This is a genomic window from Flavimaribacter sediminis, assembly GCF_019492055.1.
GTDB lineage: Bacteria > Pseudomonadota > Alphaproteobacteria > Rhizobiales > Rhizobiaceae > Flavimaribacter > Flavimaribacter sediminis.
The window spans coordinates 134223-150370 of record NZ_JAICBX010000004.1 but is presented as its reverse complement, the minus strand read 5'-3'; the positions used below and the strand labels follow the sequence as shown (position 1 = coordinate 150370).

18 protein-coding genes are annotated in these 16148 nt (G+C 60.2%); 6 read left to right on the top strand and 12 right to left on the bottom strand.

The window, feature by feature from the left end:
• Window positions 1-105: 105 nt before the first annotated feature.
• A complete protein-coding gene (locus tag K1W69_RS19755) occupies window positions 106-1077 on the top strand; it encodes a hypothetical protein (protein WP_220230172.1) in 972 nt (323 codons plus the stop codon).
• Here K1W69_RS19755 and K1W69_RS19750 read toward each other — a convergent pair.
• Genes K1W69_RS19750 through K1W69_RS19740 form a run of 3 tightly spaced genes read right to left on the bottom strand, consistent with a single transcriptional unit; the run spans window position 1064 to window position 4018 of the window.
• Window positions 1064-1405 (bottom strand): DUF1491 family protein, encoded by a 342-nt coding sequence (locus K1W69_RS19750; RefSeq protein ID WP_220230171.1) that lies wholly within the window; start codon window positions 1403-1405, stop codon window positions 1064-1066. The two genes, K1W69_RS19755 and K1W69_RS19750, sit on opposite strands and share 14 nt — an antisense overlap.
• Window positions 1405-2241: a peptidoglycan-binding domain-containing protein gene (locus K1W69_RS19745; RefSeq protein WP_220230170.1), complete on the bottom strand. Its 837-nt coding sequence runs from the start codon at window positions 2239-2241 to the stop codon at window positions 1405-1407. The genes K1W69_RS19750 and K1W69_RS19745 overlap by 1 nt, the downstream gene beginning before the upstream one ends.
• 7 nt (window positions 2242-2248) lie before the next feature.
• Complete coding sequence (locus K1W69_RS19740; RefSeq protein ID WP_220230169.1) at window positions 2249-4018, bottom strand: sensor histidine kinase; 1770 nt, start codon at window positions 4016-4018, stop codon at window positions 2249-2251.
• A gap of 335 nt (window positions 4019-4353) precedes the next feature.
• Between K1W69_RS19740 and K1W69_RS19735 the strand changes: the two genes are divergently transcribed.
• Together K1W69_RS19735 and K1W69_RS19730 are read left to right on the top strand one after the other, a co-directional pair.
• The gene (locus K1W69_RS19735) at window positions 4354-4644 is read left to right on the top strand and encodes a hypothetical protein (protein WP_220230168.1); all 291 of its coding nucleotides are present in this window, start codon (window positions 4354-4356) and stop codon (window positions 4642-4644) included.
• A gap of 66 nt (window positions 4645-4710) precedes the next feature.
• Window positions 4711-5133, top strand: coding sequence for a SufE family protein (locus K1W69_RS19730; protein WP_220230167.1), 423 nt, complete (start codon window positions 4711-4713; stop codon window positions 5131-5133).
• Window positions 5134-5289: 156 nt separating this feature from the next.
• Here K1W69_RS19730 and K1W69_RS19725 read toward each other — a convergent pair whose 3' ends face one another.
• The 8 genes from K1W69_RS19725 to K1W69_RS19690 all read right to left on the bottom strand — a co-directional run bounded on the left by K1W69_RS19725 (window position 5290) and on the right by K1W69_RS19690 (window position 11881).
• Window positions 5290-5712, bottom strand: a complete 423-nt coding sequence (locus K1W69_RS19725) for a Ros/MucR family transcriptional regulator (protein WP_220230166.1) — start codon at window positions 5710-5712, stop codon at window positions 5290-5292.
• Window positions 5713-5979: 267 nt separating this feature from the next.
• On the bottom strand, window positions 5980-6327 hold the full coding sequence (gene mnhG / locus K1W69_RS19720; RefSeq protein WP_370688278.1) for a monovalent cation/H(+) antiporter subunit G: 348 nt from the start codon (window positions 6325-6327) through the stop codon (window positions 5980-5982).
• Window positions 6327-6659 carry a cation:proton antiporter gene (locus K1W69_RS19715; protein WP_220230165.1) on the bottom strand — a complete coding sequence of 111 codons (333 nt, stop codon included), beginning with the start codon at window positions 6657-6659 and terminating at the stop codon, window positions 6327-6329. The genes mnhG and K1W69_RS19715 overlap by 1 nt, the downstream gene beginning before the upstream one ends.
• Complete coding sequence (locus tag K1W69_RS19710; protein WP_220230164.1) at window positions 6656-7129, bottom strand: Na+/H+ antiporter subunit E; 474 nt, start codon at window positions 7127-7129, stop codon at window positions 6656-6658. Before K1W69_RS19710 ends, K1W69_RS19715 begins: the two co-directional genes overlap by 4 nt.
• On the bottom strand, window positions 7126-8697 hold the full coding sequence (locus tag K1W69_RS19705; RefSeq protein ID WP_220230163.1) for a Na+/H+ antiporter subunit D: 1572 nt from the start codon (window positions 8695-8697) through the stop codon (window positions 7126-7128). The genes K1W69_RS19710 and K1W69_RS19705 overlap by 4 nt, the downstream gene beginning before the upstream one ends.
• A gap of 17 nt (window positions 8698-8714) precedes the next feature.
• A complete protein-coding gene (locus K1W69_RS19700) occupies window positions 8715-9092 on the bottom strand; it encodes a Na+/H+ antiporter subunit C (RefSeq protein ID WP_220230162.1) in 378 nt (125 codons plus the stop codon).
• Window positions 9092-9511: a Na+/H+ antiporter subunit B gene (locus tag K1W69_RS19695; protein ID WP_220230161.1), complete on the bottom strand. Its 420-nt coding sequence runs from the start codon at window positions 9509-9511 to the stop codon at window positions 9092-9094. The genes K1W69_RS19700 and K1W69_RS19695 overlap by 1 nt, the downstream gene beginning before the upstream one ends.
• Window positions 9512-9523: 12 nt before the next feature.
• Window positions 9524-11881 carry a putative monovalent cation/H+ antiporter subunit A gene (locus K1W69_RS19690; protein ID WP_220230160.1) on the bottom strand — a complete coding sequence of 786 codons (2358 nt, stop codon included), beginning with the start codon at window positions 11879-11881 and terminating at the stop codon, window positions 9524-9526.
• A 317-nt stretch (window positions 11882-12198) separates the two neighbouring features.
• On the opposite strand from K1W69_RS19690, the gene msrB reads away from it, so the two are divergent.
• Complete coding sequence (gene msrB / locus K1W69_RS19685) at window positions 12199-12612, top strand: peptide-methionine (R)-S-oxide reductase MsrB (protein WP_220230159.1); 414 nt, start codon at window positions 12199-12201, stop codon at window positions 12610-12612.
• 37 nt (window positions 12613-12649) lie between these two features.
• On the opposite strand, the gene K1W69_RS19680 is transcribed toward msrB, so the two are convergent.
• Entirely contained in the window at window positions 12650-13012 is a 363-nt protein-coding gene (locus tag K1W69_RS19680; RefSeq protein ID WP_220230158.1) for an SH3 domain-containing protein, read from the bottom strand.
• A 156-nt stretch (window positions 13013-13168) separates the two neighbouring features.
• Here K1W69_RS19680 and K1W69_RS19675 point away from each other — a divergent pair, with 156 nt between their 5' ends.
• A complete protein-coding gene (locus K1W69_RS19675) occupies window positions 13169-15259 on the top strand; it encodes a S9 family peptidase (protein ID WP_220230157.1) in 2091 nt (696 codons plus the stop codon).
• Window positions 15260-15327: 68 nt separating this feature from the next.
• Window positions 15328-16131, top strand: a complete 804-nt coding sequence (locus K1W69_RS19670) for a siderophore-interacting protein (protein WP_220230156.1) — start codon at window positions 15328-15330, stop codon at window positions 16129-16131.
• Window positions 16132-16148 lie beyond the last annotated feature (17 nt).

Genomic DNA, 16148 nt, shown 5'->3' with positions numbered 1-16148 from the left:
GCCGCATTTCCTCGATTCAGCGTGAAAGAGAGAACATAGTTAATAGTTTTATAAAGGTTTTTCTCTAATTTGCGACATCGATAGTACTGCGTATTGGGTGTTGTGTTGGATCGTTTTCGCGACCTTGAGAGAGCCGGCGTATCGGGCAAGAAGGACTCTGCCCTGCTTGCCGCCGTGGCTGGTTACGAAGCCGTCCAGCGACCGGCGGAGCGCGAGAAGGCGCAATTTTCGAAGCTTTTCGTGGCGCTGTTCGAATTCGCGTCCGATGAAGCCCGACGCACTGCCTCGGCGGCTCTCAGCCGCCTTGCAGACGTGCCGCACGACGTCGCGATCACCATCGTTCGCGCTCCCCTCGAAATCTCCGCCCCGTTTCTCGCCTTCGGCCTGTCGCTTCAGGACGACGTGCTCGTCGAGCTCGCCGCCACGCTGGAGCTTTCCAAGGTCAGGGCGATCGCCCGCCGGTCCTTCCTGTCCGCCCCCGTCGAGGACGCCTTGCGCAGCCGCTTCAGGCAGGAGGCCGCGCCGTCGGCCACCGAAGAGCGGGTCCGCACGGAACTCAAGGCCCTGGTCAGCCGACCGTTGCGGGCAAGCGAACTCGCCCTGCCCGAACCGACCGCAGCGCCGGTCGCCGTCGATGCTCTCGTCGAAGCCGCGGCGCTGGGCGATCGCACGCGTTTTTCGAACGCGCTCGCTGATCGGCTGCAGTCAACGGCGGCGCTGGCAGAACGCATCCTGATGGACGGCTCCGGGCGTCAGCTCGCCATGACCCTGCAGGCGCTTGGACTGGGCGACGCTCAGATCATTGCGACGCTTGAAGCGGTCTTTTGGCATCTGCAGACTGTCGAGGGCGACGAAAGCCACGCTGCGCTCCTCCTCGCGGAATGCGACCCTGAAATCAGCCGCCGGAAGGTCACCGCCTGGCGGAACGCCAATCCGCCGCTAAGGGACAACCGCACACGCCACACCCGCCAGGTCATGGAGACGGGCGATCGCCCCTTGCCAACGGCCGATCGCCACCATGCGGCGCCGGTGAGCGGAGCCGCGCCGGCAGCGGACAAGTCCTTCAGTCGGGCATGATATCCAGATAGTTTTCCGGCCGCTCGGTCTCCAGTTCCACGATCCAGAGATCGGGATCGAACCGGGCTTCGCGTTCAAGCAATGCGTCGACATCTTCGTCGGCGACAGCGGACAGGCGCCGCTCGAACACGCGATCCTGCGGCTTTTTCTCGTCGAAAATCGCCTGCGGCGCCGGCGCAAGCAGCGTCGCCGTGCCGTCCCGATGGCGAACGCGAATGAACACCGCCCCCGCCTCGGCTGCGCCACGTCGCTCGATCACGGCGTAATCGCCGTCGCCGAACAGCCGCCGGACAAGCGCGCTGGTCCACACTGCGGTTGTCAGACGCATTAGAGCGCCCCGATTTCCTTGAGCTTCATAAGGACGATTTCGTCCGGAGCGCCGGTAACCGGAAGGTTGTAATGTTTCTGGAAATCGCGGATCGCTTTCGTCGTCTCCTGGCCGGCGACGCCGTCGATCTCGATATCGGCGTAGGCGAGTTTGCTGAGGCCGGTCTGGATATTCTTGACCAGATCGGGAGACGCGGCGGGAATGGGGGCTGGATCCAGCGTCGCGCGGCCAACCTGGCCAGTTTTCTCGCTCGTCGCCTCGATGGTCTCCTCAATCGTCGTCGCGCGAGGCTTGGCCGCCGGCGTCGCGGTTTGCGCCGGCTTCGGACGCGGCGTAGCGACAGAAGTCAGGCTGCGTATGCGCGCATGCACCAGCAATTCGTCGGACACCTTGCCGGTAGCGTCCAGGCTCGCCTGTTTCTGGTAGGCCATGATGGCGTCCCTGGTTTGCGGCCCTAGAATGCCGTCGGGTTCGCCCTCATAGAGACCGAGACGACCGAGCGTCTTCTGCATCTCGGAAATCGGATTTTCGAGTTGCGGACGCGGCGTCGGAATGCTTGCGGTGCGCACCGGGTCCTGCTGTTCGATGCGATAGGTTGCAACCTTGCGGACGGGAACGGGAATATCGTCGCTGTTCGCGACCAGTTTCTGAACCGGCGGCTTGCGCGTGTCGAAAAACGGCGCGGGATGCTCGCCCGGCTGGAACTGGGTCGCATTGACGGTCACGAAGCCAAACGCGACCGCAAACGCAACGGTTCCCGCCGCCAGCGACGGATGCCGGGTAATTGTCTTTCCGGTCGATCCGGCCATCCGTCTGATGAAACCGGCTTCGCTCATTCGTTTATCAGGCCGATTTCGCGTGGCCATAACGCATCTCCCCTGATTTTTCCTCTTTGCCTGCCGAATCCGGCGGCAGGTCCGGCCAACCACCATGTCGGACCCCGTCCCGTGCGGTCAAGGGACCGGCGTTCGGCAGATCGATAGTGACGGTCGTGCCTTGCGCCGCGTCGCTTTCGACGCTGAAACGCCCGTCATGGGCTAACGCCAGGCCCTTCACCAGGTACAGGCCGAGGCCGATTCCCTCGTTCCGGGGATGATTCTGGCGCCGAACCTGAAAGAAAGGATTACCGACCATCGGCAAATCCGTATCCGGTATGCCGTCGCCGGTGTCGCTGACCCTGAAAACGGTCCGGTCTTCCCGGCTCTCGACATCCAGCGTGACCGCGCCGCCAGGCGGCGTGTATTTGAGCGCGTTCGACAGGAGGTTCATTACGATCTGCTCCATCGCGCGCTTCGAAGCGGTCAGTCCCTTGTGACCGCGCGCAACCCGTGCGGTCAAAACAATTTGCTTGTCCTGCGCTGCCGCTTGCACCATCGCCTCGCATGCGCCGACCACCTCGCGCATGTCGACGAGGCCGCATTCGGCTGCATAGTCGCCGCGGTGAAGACGGACTGCGTCCTGCATGTCGTCGAGCACGGTCTGCAGACGCTCTCCCGATTGCGCGACACGCCTGGCGTAATCGGCATCGCTTGCATCGCGCCGCACGTCGCCAAGCACTGCGTTCAGCGGCGTCTTCAGTTCGTCCGCGAGGCTCGCCATAATCCGGATCCGGGCGTCCTCCAGGCCTTCAGCTTCAAACGGCGCCTGCTCCAGTCTCGTATGGCTCTCGAAGCCCGTCATCACGCCGGTCGCATCGCGCCGGGCGGACAGTTCGATCATCACGCGCATGAGTTCGTGCGACGCGTCCGCTTTTCGAAGCCGCACGGCGACTGACGCCGTTCCATCGGCGACGCGTAGGCGGTCGACCGCCTGCAGGAAAGCGATCCGGTCAGAGACATGAATATGATCGATGAAGCGGCTTCCCTTCAGCACGCCAACTGCCTTTTCGACGCCGTCCAGATCTGCCCCGCGCGTATCGAGGAAATGCCCCGCAGCGTCATGAACGCCCGCCAGTCCGGGCAGACGTCTGTTTACGATCTTTCGCGGCTCGGCATGCTGCTCGTCGCCCGCATCGGCTTTCGTCGCGACAGCGCCGGCGCTCCCGAGACCGAGCGCGCGCAACGCTACGTAGAAGGCAAGAACCGCAAGAGCGAAAACGAGAACATAACCATTGCCGGGGCCGTAGGGTCCGGTCCGGGGCGCAAGCAGATGCAGACTTGCCGCGGCGATGATCGTTGCGCTCATGGCGAGCACGGACGCCGTCGCAGTCGAACGCGCGGGCCGCACATCCATTGCTGCCAGAGGCAACGCAAGGGCCCAGAAAAGAAACGGAGAAAACGCGCCTCCTGTCAGCGCGGCGAGCACGGCGACGGCGCCGCCGCACCACAAAAGGGCCGCCATTCCACCGGCAACGGTCCTGCCCGTCTGCAGCACAAAGCCAAGGATGAGAGCGGCGCCGGCCGCCGTCGCCATCAGACCGGCCGCGATGATTTCGCCAAGAGGCAGCATCAGCAGCGCTATTGGCAGGACCGGCAGGCTCGCCAGAATCACGCACAGGAGGCACAGGTTCAGACGCCGGCGGGAATTCCGCTCGTGGTCCTTCCCGCCCGGCAGGTCCGACCAACCGAAAACTGCTCGCAATAGACGCTCGAAACCGGATTGCAATACAGGCATACGCTCTACGTGTGACTCAAAAACACTTGAATTCAGCCCAGAATGACACGGCGTGATTAAGGAATGGATAAGGTAAACACTTAAAGTTTGAACGAATAAACAAGCCCTGAAAGGGATTGTTCATGAATCGCTGCCAGAGCGGAAAGGATCGCGAAACTGGCGTGGTGGATTTGAAGTTCCTTGCAATGTAGCAGCTGCCTCATGCAGGAACTTCAAATCCGTAAACCACACTGGTATCATTTTCTTGCTAGTGCCCTTGTCGAACCAGAAGTTCGATAAATGCGAGCTGCAGGATGTAACGAACTTTAGATTCGGGGCGCTGGCCGGGCAATTTCATGCGTTTTTTGATCAAACTGGCGTTCTGGTTCTCCCTCTGCCTGATGATGATTGCAGAGGACAGGGGCGGTCTGCAATTTTTCGCCAATCCGGCGCCGATTGACGGCGAAGCCATCGAATATGTCCTCAAGGCCCGGGAACTGGCAGGCAACATAACCGCGTTTTGCGCGGAAAATCCCTCGGCCTGCCCCGATATCGCCGACCTTTCGGCAATCGAACTGCCTGAATTCGGCGACGATGAAGACAGCGTCGCCGCGCTGATCCGCGAAGCGCAGGCCGAGGGCGATTGAAGCAGCGGTAAATAATGCTATCTACGGGTCAAAGAACGGTTTCCGCCCGCCAAACAGGGACATGACATGATCGCCTACGAGAAGCTTGTCGAGGACTTCGAATTCCTGGACGACTGGGAAGACAAGTATCGCTATGTCATCGAAATCGGCAGGGACCTCGAAGACATGCCGGAATCCGACAAGACCGACGAGAACAAGGTTCAGGGATGCGTCAGCCAGGTCTGGCTTACCTACGAGGTCGACAAAGCCGACCCGGAAGATCCCGTCATCCGGTTCAAGGGCGATTCGGACGCCCATATCGTGCGCGGCCTCGTCGCCATCATGCTGTCGGCCTATTCCGGCAAACGCGCTTCCGAGATCGTCAAGCTTGACGAGAACGATGTATTCTCGCGGCTTGGCCTTATCGAGAACCTGACGCCGCAGCGCGCCAACGGGTTGCGCGCCATGGTCAAGCGCATCAAGCAGGAAGCAGCCAAAGTCGCCGCCTGACGCCCCCCGCCATCGCGGCAGGGTTCAATTCCACATGTCGCTGAATAGTGTGTTCGCCGCCTTGCCGTTGCGGAATCAAAAAAGCACGCCACCCGAACAAGGACGACGTGCTTTGATTCGGCCCGATCGTTTCGGGCGCGACCGGAAAGGGTGGCTTTACTTGCCGCCCTTGCGTTTCTGGCCAAGTCCCATTTCCTTGGCGAGACGGGACCGCGCTTCGGCATAAGCCGGAGCGACCATGGGATAGTCAGCCGGCAGTCCCCATTTCTCGCGATACTCATCCGGAGTCAGGCTGTAATAGGTCATCAAGTGGCGTTTCAGCGACTTGAACTTCATGCCGTCCTCAAGACAGATGATATAATCGTTCTGTACGGATTTCCGGACAGGAACGGCAGGTTTCGGCCGTTCCGTCGTTGGGTTTTCGCCCGAAGCGGTCGACCCCAACGCCGAATGTACATTAGCGATAAGCCCCGGGAGATCACTCGTTTGCACTACGTTATTGCTCACATACGCTGCAACTACTTCAGCCGTGAGCTCTACCAGGAAATCATCCTTGGTATTCGTTACTACCTCATCCATTTCTTCGCGCCTCAAATATTTTAGTTAAGATTGATACCAAAACCCCATCATTTTCTGGCAGTTTTCACCTTCCAAAAACTTCAGAAGGATTCGTACGATCAGTCACCCGTGGTGCTGATACCATTTGCTAGACGGGATTCAAACTACTAAATCTAGTAAAGTGGCTTTTTTTTGTCGATATTACATGGATACTCAACTTGAACTACACATTAGAAATATTAAAAGCTAATTTAGCATTGTAAAATGTAATAATACACAAAAACGAAACTATAACTCCGAATTACTTTCATTCGCTTTCATTTCATCCGCCACAGACAAGTCGCTCATCCTGTATCCGACAGCGTAGGATGCTTTTGCAAGCAAATGAGCCGAGATTGGGGCCGTAAGCAGAAAGAATATGACGCCGGCGATCGATCGCGACAACGTGCCAATATCATCTGAATAGATGCCGAGCGCTATCAATACTACCCCCGAGCCCAATGTACCAGCCTTTGAAGCAGCATGCATGCGCGTATAGACATCCGGAAACCTGACGAGTCCGAGCGCTGCGATCAGGGAAAATGCGGCCCCGATGATGATCATCACGGCGACCAGCACAGTAAAAAACGCCTCCACTAGTGATTCTCCTTCACGGCCGGCTGTTCTGCTGCGCCTTTACTTTCCTTCGAATTATCGCGTTCGAGAATGAACCGCGCAAACGCCACCGTCGCCAGGAAACCAACCAGGCCCAAAGCGATGGCGATGTCGACAAAAAGCGTATATCCGGTCTTTATGCCGATAACGGCGATGAAGCCGATGGCGACGGCGACGAGCATGTCGAGCGCCAGAACCCTGTCGGGCAGCGTCGGGCCCATGATCACGCGCGCCACCGTCAGGAAAAGCGAGACGCACAGCAATCCGAGGGCGATGAGAATTGCAAAATCGAGGAACTGTTCGGCGCCGCTCATTGGAACGCCTCCTTGATCTTTCTCTCGAAACCGTTGGCGATGTCGCGACGATTTGCCTCAGGGTCCGAGCAGTCGATAGCGTGCACGTAGAGGATCTTCTTGTCATCCGAGACATCGACGGAAAGCGTGCCGGGCGTCAGCGTGATCATGTTGGCGAGCAGAGTGATCTCGATATCGCGTTCGAGGTTCAGATGATAGGCGAATATTCCCGGCTTGACGTCCATATTGGGCTTCAGCACGGTGATCGCCACCTTCACGGCCGACAGCACCAGTTCATAGAGAAACAGCAGCGTCAGGCTCAATATCTTCATGGCGCGCGAGAAGTAGCCGACCGACCCGACCTGCCCGCGGATCAGCGATAGCGCGAAAATGCCAAGAAGAAATCCAAGGGCAAGATTCTGGAAACTGTAGCCGCCTGTAATAGCGGCCCAGGTCAGGGCAAGCAGAACATTTACGAGGAACAAGCTCATTCAGCGCCTCCCGCCGGAAATACCGAGTCTATATAGGCAGCCGGATGAATCAACTGCGAGGCGGCCGTCTGCGACATCTCGAGGAACGGCTCGGGATAAACGCCGAGAAGCACCGCCAGGCCTGTCAGAAGCGCAACCGGCAGATAATCCACCATGGGCTTCAGCCGAACCAGGCTCGCATCGCCGTCGTCGGCCTCTTGCCGCGCCCGCCAGTAGACCAGGATCCAGACCCGCCCGGCTGCGATGGTGGTCAGAAAGCCTGTCAGCAGGATTGCCGCCGCCATCCACCATTCGCCGACATCGAGCGACGCCTTGACGAGAACCGCCTTCGGCCAGAAGCCGGAGAACGGCGGCAAACCCGACACCGCGAACAGAAGCATCAGCGCCAATGCGGCCAGCGGCAGGTGCGAGCGGTAGATGTCAGCCGGTTCGGCCAGTGAAAATCCGCCTGCAATGCGCGCCGTCAGGCCGCAGACGAGATAGAGCGCCGTCATCACGATCATCGAGTGGACAGCGTAGAATATGGTTCCGGAAAGCCCTGCCATGCTGGCGAGCGCGATGCCGGCCAGCATAACGCCGATGCCGGAAATGACGAGATAGCCCAGAAGGCGGCGATAGTCCGTCTGCGCCAGCGCTCCCAGCGCGCCAAACACCATGGTGAGCGCCGCCACGATCGCGATGACCAGGCCGAGCATGTCGCGTTCGGCCGGGAACAGCATGATCAGCACCCGAAGCAGCGCATAGACGCCGACCTTCGTCAAAAGCCCGGCGAAGAGCGCCGACACGACGATCCGCGGCGTGTGGTACGAGGCGGGCAGCCAGAAATTTACCGGAAAGGCCGCGGCCTTCATGCCGAAGGCCATGAAATATATCGCGGTCAAGGTCAGCAACGGCGCGGTTTCGCTCATCTCGGGCGCCTTGCGCATGATGTCCGCCATATTGAGCGTGCCGAAAACGCCGTAGAGATAGCCGGTCGCAATGAGGAACAGCGTCGTGGCGACCAGATTGAGGAAGGCGTATTTGGTGGCGCCGTCGATCTGCCGCGGCTCCGAGCCCAGGATAAGCAGCCCGAAGGACGAGATCAGCAGCACTTCGAACCAGACATAGAGGTTGAAGATATCGCCGGTCAGGAACGCGCCGATCACGCCGGCCATCATCAGGAACAGGAACGGATAGAAGCCGTAGCGTCGCCCGCTATTGTCCACGTCGTCCGCGCCGAAAATACCCGCCGCCAGCGCAATGATCGACGCCACGAATGTCAGCGAAGCGCCCAGAATATCGACGGTGAAGGATATGCCGAAGGGCGGCAGCCAGCGGCCCATCGTCATCGTCACCGTGCCGTTGATCAGCACATGCGCCAGTAGCGCGCCGCAGACGACGACAAGCAGCGAGAGCCCGACGACGGACGCTCCGGCCTGCATCCAGGTCGTCTTGCGCAGCATCATCAATATCGCGCCGGCCGCGATGCACAACGCAACAGGCGCCACCACCAGCCAATCGGCCAGATGAACCGGGACGGTTATCATGGCTGCGGAAAGATCAACCGGGTATGTATCGGGCGACGCCATAAGGTGCTGGTCTTTCGTCAGTATTCGAGCGGAGGCAGCGTCTGCCCACGGGGTTCGGCGAACCGCATTTCATCCGTGTCATCCGTCTCCAGTTCCTGGTAGGCGCGGTAGGTCAGGACCAGAAGAAAGGCGAAGAAGGAAAATGAAATAACGATCGCCGTCAGGATCAGCGCCTGGGGCAGCGGATTGGCCATTATTTCTGCCGTTCCCGCCGGCCCGGTGGCGATGATCGGAGGCGCCTCCGGCGTCAGACGGCCCGAGGTGAAGATCAGCAGGTTGACCGCGTTCCCCAGGACCGCAGCCCCAAGCAGCATCCGGATAATGTGCCTGGACAGGAACAGATAGACGGCGACCGAGAAAAACACGCCGACGAGCAGGGCCATAAGGATTTCCATCAGTCGCGCGACCTCTCTTCGAGTGCGAGCGCCACGGACGTGATCGCCCCGACGACAACGAAATAGACGCCGATGTCGAAAAACAGCACGGTCGACACCGGAACATTTTCCTCGAAAATCGGCACATAGCCCCACAATCCGGTCATGAACGGCACATGGAAGAACACCGACAGCATTCCTGACAGCGTCGCCAGCACCAGACCGAACCCGGCGATGCCCAGCGGGTGGAAATAGATCGCGCGCCGGACAGGCGACACGCCGCAGGCAATGCCGTAGATCGCGAAGGCCGACGCCGCGATCAGCCCGCCAATAAAGCCGCCGCCGGGTTCATTGTGGCCGCGCAGCAGCACGAAGATCGAAAACAGAACCATCAGGCTGGTCAGATAGGGGGCGATTGTCCTGAAAATCAGCGTGTTCATCTGGTCATTTCCCTATTCGGTCGGCTCGTTCGCCGCTATCTCGCCGCGCCGGCTGCCGAAGCGAATCCTGATCAGTGCGTGAATGGCCAGACCGGCGATCAGCACGACCGCGATTTCGCCCCAGGTGTCCGTTCCCCGGAAGTCGACCAGAATGACATTGACGATATTGGCGCCGTGGGCGATCGACAGCGAATACTGCTTGAAGAACTCGGACAGGGTCGGATCGAAGGGAACCTGCACCACGCGCAGCAGCATCAGCACGAAAGCCAGGCCGCAGATGATCGCGATCGTCGCATCGACGATCGTTTCTCGCATTGGCCTGTGATCGGTCGGCAAGAGGCGTAGTCTGGTCATGGCCAGCGCAAGAATGACGACGGAGAGCGTTTCCACCATGAATTGTGTGAACGACAGATCCGGCGCGCCGTAGAGCATGAAGATCAGCGCCACGGCGAAGCCCTGGATCCCGAGCGACACGATCGCCGTCAGCCGGTTCTTCGCCTGCAGCACGGCCAGCAGGCCAATCGCTGCGATGGCCATGATAGCGAGTTCGTAAAACTGGACCTGCGTCGACACCGCAGGCCAGGCTGGCAGCTCTCCGTTCAGCACCATCGGCAGCAGGATCGTCGCGGCGACCAGGATGAAGGTCGCCTTCATGTAGTTTTCCATGCGGCCGGACTGGTGCCAGCCGGTCACCATGAACGACAGTCGCACGATCCCGTTCACGAACTGGTCGAAGCCCCTGTCCGGCCCCCAGCCGATCGCGTCGAGAATGCGCGCCATAAGCGCGCGGGCGCTGCCAAGCACCAGATAAACGATGATGCCGAAGATGATCGTCGCGATGGACAGGAGCAGCGGCGCGCCGAAATGCGGTACGAGCGAAATATAGACCGACACCGTGTCGCCGGCGACGGCCGTAGCCATCGGGCTCGACAGGAAATGATGCGTCAGCGAGGAGAAGAGCGCGGTCAGAAAACTCAGCGCCGCAAGCACGGCGGGTCCAAGCCAGATCAGGATGTGGCTTTCGTGCGGATGATCCGAATCCGCTTTCAGCTTGCCAAGGAAAGGCTTCAAGGCGACGGCGAAGCCAACTGCGAACATCAGTCCGTTTCCGACAAACGCCACAGCTGTCATCAGGAGCGACCAGGACTGCGTCGCGAACAGGCCGAGATAGAGTTCTTCCTTTGCGAGGAAGCCGAACATCGGCCAGATGCCCGCCATCGAGACCGCGGAAACAATGGCGGCGCCGAACGTGATCGGCATGATGCGCATCAGGCCGCCAAGCCTGTTAATATCACGCGTGCCGGCGCTATGATCGATGCTGCCGGCCACCATGAACAAGGCGCCCTTGAACATCGAATGGGCGATGAGATAGAGCACCCCGCCGACGATCGCCATTTCGGTTCCGAAACCTGTCAGCAGCACGAGCAGGCCGAGCGAGGCGACGGTCGTGTAGGCGAGCATGAGCTTCAGGTCGGTCTGGCGAATGGCGAGCAGCGTGCCGACGATCAGCGTCGCGCCGCCGAATATCGGCAGCACCGTCTCCCACGGCGCCGTGTCGCCCAGCACCGGATTGAGACGCATCAGCAGATAGACGCCGGCCTTAACCATCGTCGCCGAATGCAGATAGGCCGACACCGGAGTCGGCGCCTCCATGGCGTTGGGCAGCCAGAAATGCAGCGGAAACTGCGCCGATTTGGTGAAGGCGCCGCCCAGCACCAGCACGAAAATCGCCAGATAGAACGGGCTTTCCCGCAGCAGGTCGCCCGAGCGCAGCAGCAGCGACATTTCCGTCAATCCGGTGACGTTCCAGATCAGCAGCAGTCCGGCGAGCAGCAGCAGGCCGCCTCCCCCTGTCACGATCAGCGCCTGGATCGCCGCCCTGCGCGATGCCGCACGCGTATGGTCGAAACCGATCAGCAGGAAGGACGTGATGGAGGTTAGCTCCCAGTAGACGAAGAACATCAAGAAGCTGTCGGACAGCACGAGCCCCAGCATCGATCCCATGAACATCAGGATGAAAGAGAAGAACCGTCCGAGATTTTCGTTGTTCTTCAGGTAGCCGCCCGAATACAGCACGATCAGCGCGCCAATACCGCTGATCAGCAACGCGAAAGTCAGCGAGAGACCGTCGACATACCAGGAGAAATTGACGTTGAAGGAAGGAACCCACTGGAACCCTCCTGTGACGACGCCGCCATCGGCTATCCTTGGCGCAAAGGATGAAAAATGCACGAAAATCAGCGCCGGAACGAGGGCCAGCGCCCAGGCGGCGTTGTGTTTGAGCAGGCGCGTCAGTGCAGGAGCGAAGAATGCCGCAATGAACGGCGAGAGCATTACAAGAAGCGTGACCCAGGAACTGTCTGCGTTCATGCGCTCTCCGGACGAAGGTGTTTTGTGGATCAGGTTTCCGGCAAAGACCCTGATCGGTTCCCGTAGTTTTGTTTTTACCTGCCCGTATTTAGAGCCCAGCACCTCCCGTCACAAGGTCCATGCCGGGCTATTGCACGGATTTTCCTGCTATTTCTGCATTGGCGACGGCCAATTCGCTCGAAATACGTTATTCAACTCGCCAGCATAATATATTCGTGAGGAATTCCAATCTCTCTTCCCAAGGCGCGGAATTGATTTCCCGCCGCCGCCGGACCATCTATTGGCTGAACTGTTGATTCGCCTTTGGAGCCCGCCAGATGAGCAATACGACCGATATGAAAATTCAAAAGACGGACAAGGAATGGCGTGAAATACTCACGCCTGAGCAGTACCGCGTCACCCGCAAGCACGGTACGGAACGCGCCTTTACCGGTCCCAACTGGGACAACAAGGAACCCGGCGTCTACGCCTGCGTTTGCTGCGGCAAACCGCTGTTCAGTTCGGAAACGAAATTCGAGTCGGGCACCGGCTGGCCAAGCTACTTTGCGCCGATTACTCCGGACGCCGTTACCGAACACAAGGACCGGTCGTTTTTCATGACGCGGACCGAAATCCGCTGCGCCGACTGCGACGCGCATCTGGGCCACGTCTTTCCGGACGGACCGGAGCCGACGGGCCTGAGATACTGCATGAACGGCACGGCGATGACGTTCGACAAGACGGATAGTTGAGACGTCCCGCGCCGCATATGCGGCGCGAAGCAAGTCCTCACATCGGCGCGATGTATTTGCCGTAGACCCAGCCGTTCTGCCAGTCGCCGGTGTTGGTCGGATCGTGCCAGACCTCGCACCAGGTGTAGCGCACCATCTGCCGCTGCTTCCAGTGCGGCAGGCCGGCGATGTTCTTGAGGTCGACGCCGTTCATGCATTTTCCGGTCATCGACAGCGGCGCGCCGTTCGGATAGCCGGCGCGGATCGCCGATTTGCTCGAAGGCCAGGCCCTGACGTTGAGAATGTCGTTCCAGGCGACATCGCTAACCTGCCAGGCCACGAAGGCGTTGGCGTACGCCTGACCCAGCATGGCCGGAATGGAGACAATGAGGACGACGACAGCAATTCTGAACCTGTTCATGGGAACTCCCCCTTGATTGATCGATGCGGCTGATACTACATCCGCCCCCTGAACCGACATTGAAGCCGGCGTTCATCGCCTGTTTATCTTCCGCTCGTCCCTTTTTGATTAGCCTAACGGGACGACATCAATCCAGTTGTTTCGAAAGGACAGCCCATGTTCAAGAACCTGCCAGAGGCGCCCGTGGCCGCAAAAAAGCCCGTGACCGACGAGCGGCACGGCATTTCGCGGACCGACGACTACGCCTGGCTGAGGGCGGACAACTGGCAGCAGGTCTTTCAGGATCCGTCTGTGCTCGATCCGGAAATCAGAGCCTGGCTGGAGGCTGAAAACGACTATCAGAAGGCCGCGATGGCCGATACGGTAGTCCTGCAGAAGGCTCTCTTCGCCGAGATGAAAGGCCGCATCAAGGAAGACGATTCATCGGTGCCGGCGCCGGACGGCCCATACGCCTATGGCAGCCTGTTTGTCACCGGCGGCGAACAGCCCCATTTCTTCCGCACGCCGCGCGACGGCGGCGATCGCGACGTAATGCTGGACGGCGACGCCGAGGCGAAAGGCAGCGACTATTTCCGCCTGTCCGGCGCGTCGCATTCGCCCGACCATGCGCGCATCATCTGGGGCTATGACGACAAGGGTTCGGAATATTACACGCTCAAGGTTCGCGAACTGGCCGACAAGAGCGACCGCGAAGACCGCATCGAGAACACCGGCGGCGGCGGCGCATGGACGCCCGACAGCCAGGCCTTTTTCTACACCCGGCTCGACGACAATCACCGCCCTTCAAAGATTTTCTATCACGAGCTCGGCAAGCCGCAGGCGGAAGACCGGTTGATTTTCGAGGAAAAGGACGCCGGCTTTTTCATGAGCGTCGGCGGCAGCAAGCTCGACGATTTCATCTTTATCAACATCCACGATCACGAAACGTCGGAATATCACATCATTCCGGCCGACGATCCGCTGGCGGAACCGAAACTGGTCGCAGCCCGCGAAACCGGAGTCGAATACGACATGCACGAAGGCGGCGACGTCTTCTACATCCTGACCAACGCCGACGGCGCGAAGGACTTCAAGATCGTCGAGGCGCCGGTCGAAAGCCCGGGCCGCGAAAACTGGCGCGACGTCGTCGCCCATACGCCTGGATCGCTGATCCTCGGCCACGGCGTCTACAAGGACTTTCTGGTCTGGCTGGTGCGCCATGAGGGCCTGCCGCGCATCATGATCCGAAACCGGACGTCCGGCGAGGAACACGCCATCGCCTTCGACGAAGAAGCCTATTCGCTGGGCCTGCAAGGGTCGATGGAATACGACACCGACGTGATCCGCTTCTCCTATTCGTCGATGACGACGCCGAGCGAGCAGTACGACTACAACATGCGCACCCGCGAACGCACCCTGCTGAAGACACAGGAAGTGCCGTCCGGCCATGACAAGGACGACTACGTGACGCGGCGCGTCATGGCGCCCTCGCATGACGGCGCGGAAGTGCCCGTCAGCCTGCTCTACCACAAGGACACGAAGCTGGACGGCTCCGCGCCCTGCCTGCTCTACGGCTACGGCTCCTACGGCATGACGATCCCGGCGAGCTTCAACACCAACTGCCTGTCTCTGGTCGATCGCGGGTTCGTCTACGCCATCGCTCATATTCGCGGCGGCAAGGACAAGGGCTTCGCCTGGTACGAGGACGGCAAGCGTCAGCACAAGAAGAACACCTTCCTCGATTTCATCGCCGTCGCGGAACATCTGGTCAGCGAAGGCTTTACGTCGCCGGAGCGCATAGTCGCGGAAGGCGGCTCGGCCGGCGGCATGCTGATGGGCGCAGTCGCCAACATGGCGCCCGACCGGTTCGGCGCGATCATCGCCGCCGTTCCTTTCGTCGATGTGCTCAACACGATGCTGGACGACACGCTGCCCCTCACCCCGCCCGAATGGCCAGAATGGGGCAATCCGATCGCCTCGAAGGAAGATTACGAATACATCGCCTCCTATTCGCCCTACGACAATGTGAAGGCCGCCGCCTACCCGCCGATCCTGGCGCTCGCGGGCCTCACCGATCCGCGCGTCACCTACTGGGAGCCGGCGAAATGGGTGGCCAGGCTCCGCGACATGAAACAGGGCGATGCGCCGGTGCTTCTGAAGACGAATATGGGCGCCGGCCACGGCGGCGCGTCCGGCCGATTCCAGCGCCTGGAAGAAATCGCCTTCGAATACGCCTTCGCCCTCAAAGTGAACGGTCTATCCACCTGAAAGGTCTGGACCGCAGCCTGTTCACGCGATAACAAGAGTGCAGTTGTCAAGTTAAGGAATAAGTGCTCATGAATACACCGGACACTGCAAGGAAGGGTCGGCGCACGCGCATCGGCGAAGTTGTGCGCGCAACCCGCCTGACGCCGAACATGCAGCGCGTCACCCTTACCGGAGCCGATCTTGAGGATTTTCCGCCCGGCCAGGAAAGCGCCCATATCAAGTTCATACTGCCGGATTCCGGACAGAGCCGCGCCGATTTCCAGGCGATGCTCGACGATGGCCGGAGCAAGGAACTGCGCCGCCGCACATACACGGTGCGCCATCACCGGCCGGACGTGAATGAACTGGACGTCGATTTCGTGGTCCATGAGGGCGGCGGACCGGCCTGCGACTGGGCATTGGCGGCCAAACCCGGCGCTTTCATCGGCATTGGCGGGCCAGGACCCAAAAAGGCGCCCAACGTCGTCGCCGACTGGTACGCCTTCGGCGCCGACATGTCGGCGATCCCGGCGGCCGCCGCCTGTCTGGAGGAACTCCCGGCCGACGCGGTCGGCCACGCCTTCTTCGAGATTCTCAGCGAAGACGACCGGCAGGAAGTAAACGCCCCGGCGGGAATCGAGATCCACTGGCACGTCCATTCGGACGTGCATGCGCCCAACATGAAGCAGCTTGAATTCTTCCGGTCGCTCGACTGGTCGAAGGGCAAGGCCGGCGTCTTCGTCGCCGGCGAAGGCAACTGCATCCTGGCGCTGCGCAAATATCTGCGCGAGGATCTCGGCCTCGACAAGCGCGAAATGTATCTCAGTTCCTACTGGATCATCGGCCTCGCAGAAGACGAACACCAGGTCGCCAAGCGCGCCTTCGCTGCGTAATCGCATCAGCGCCAGGC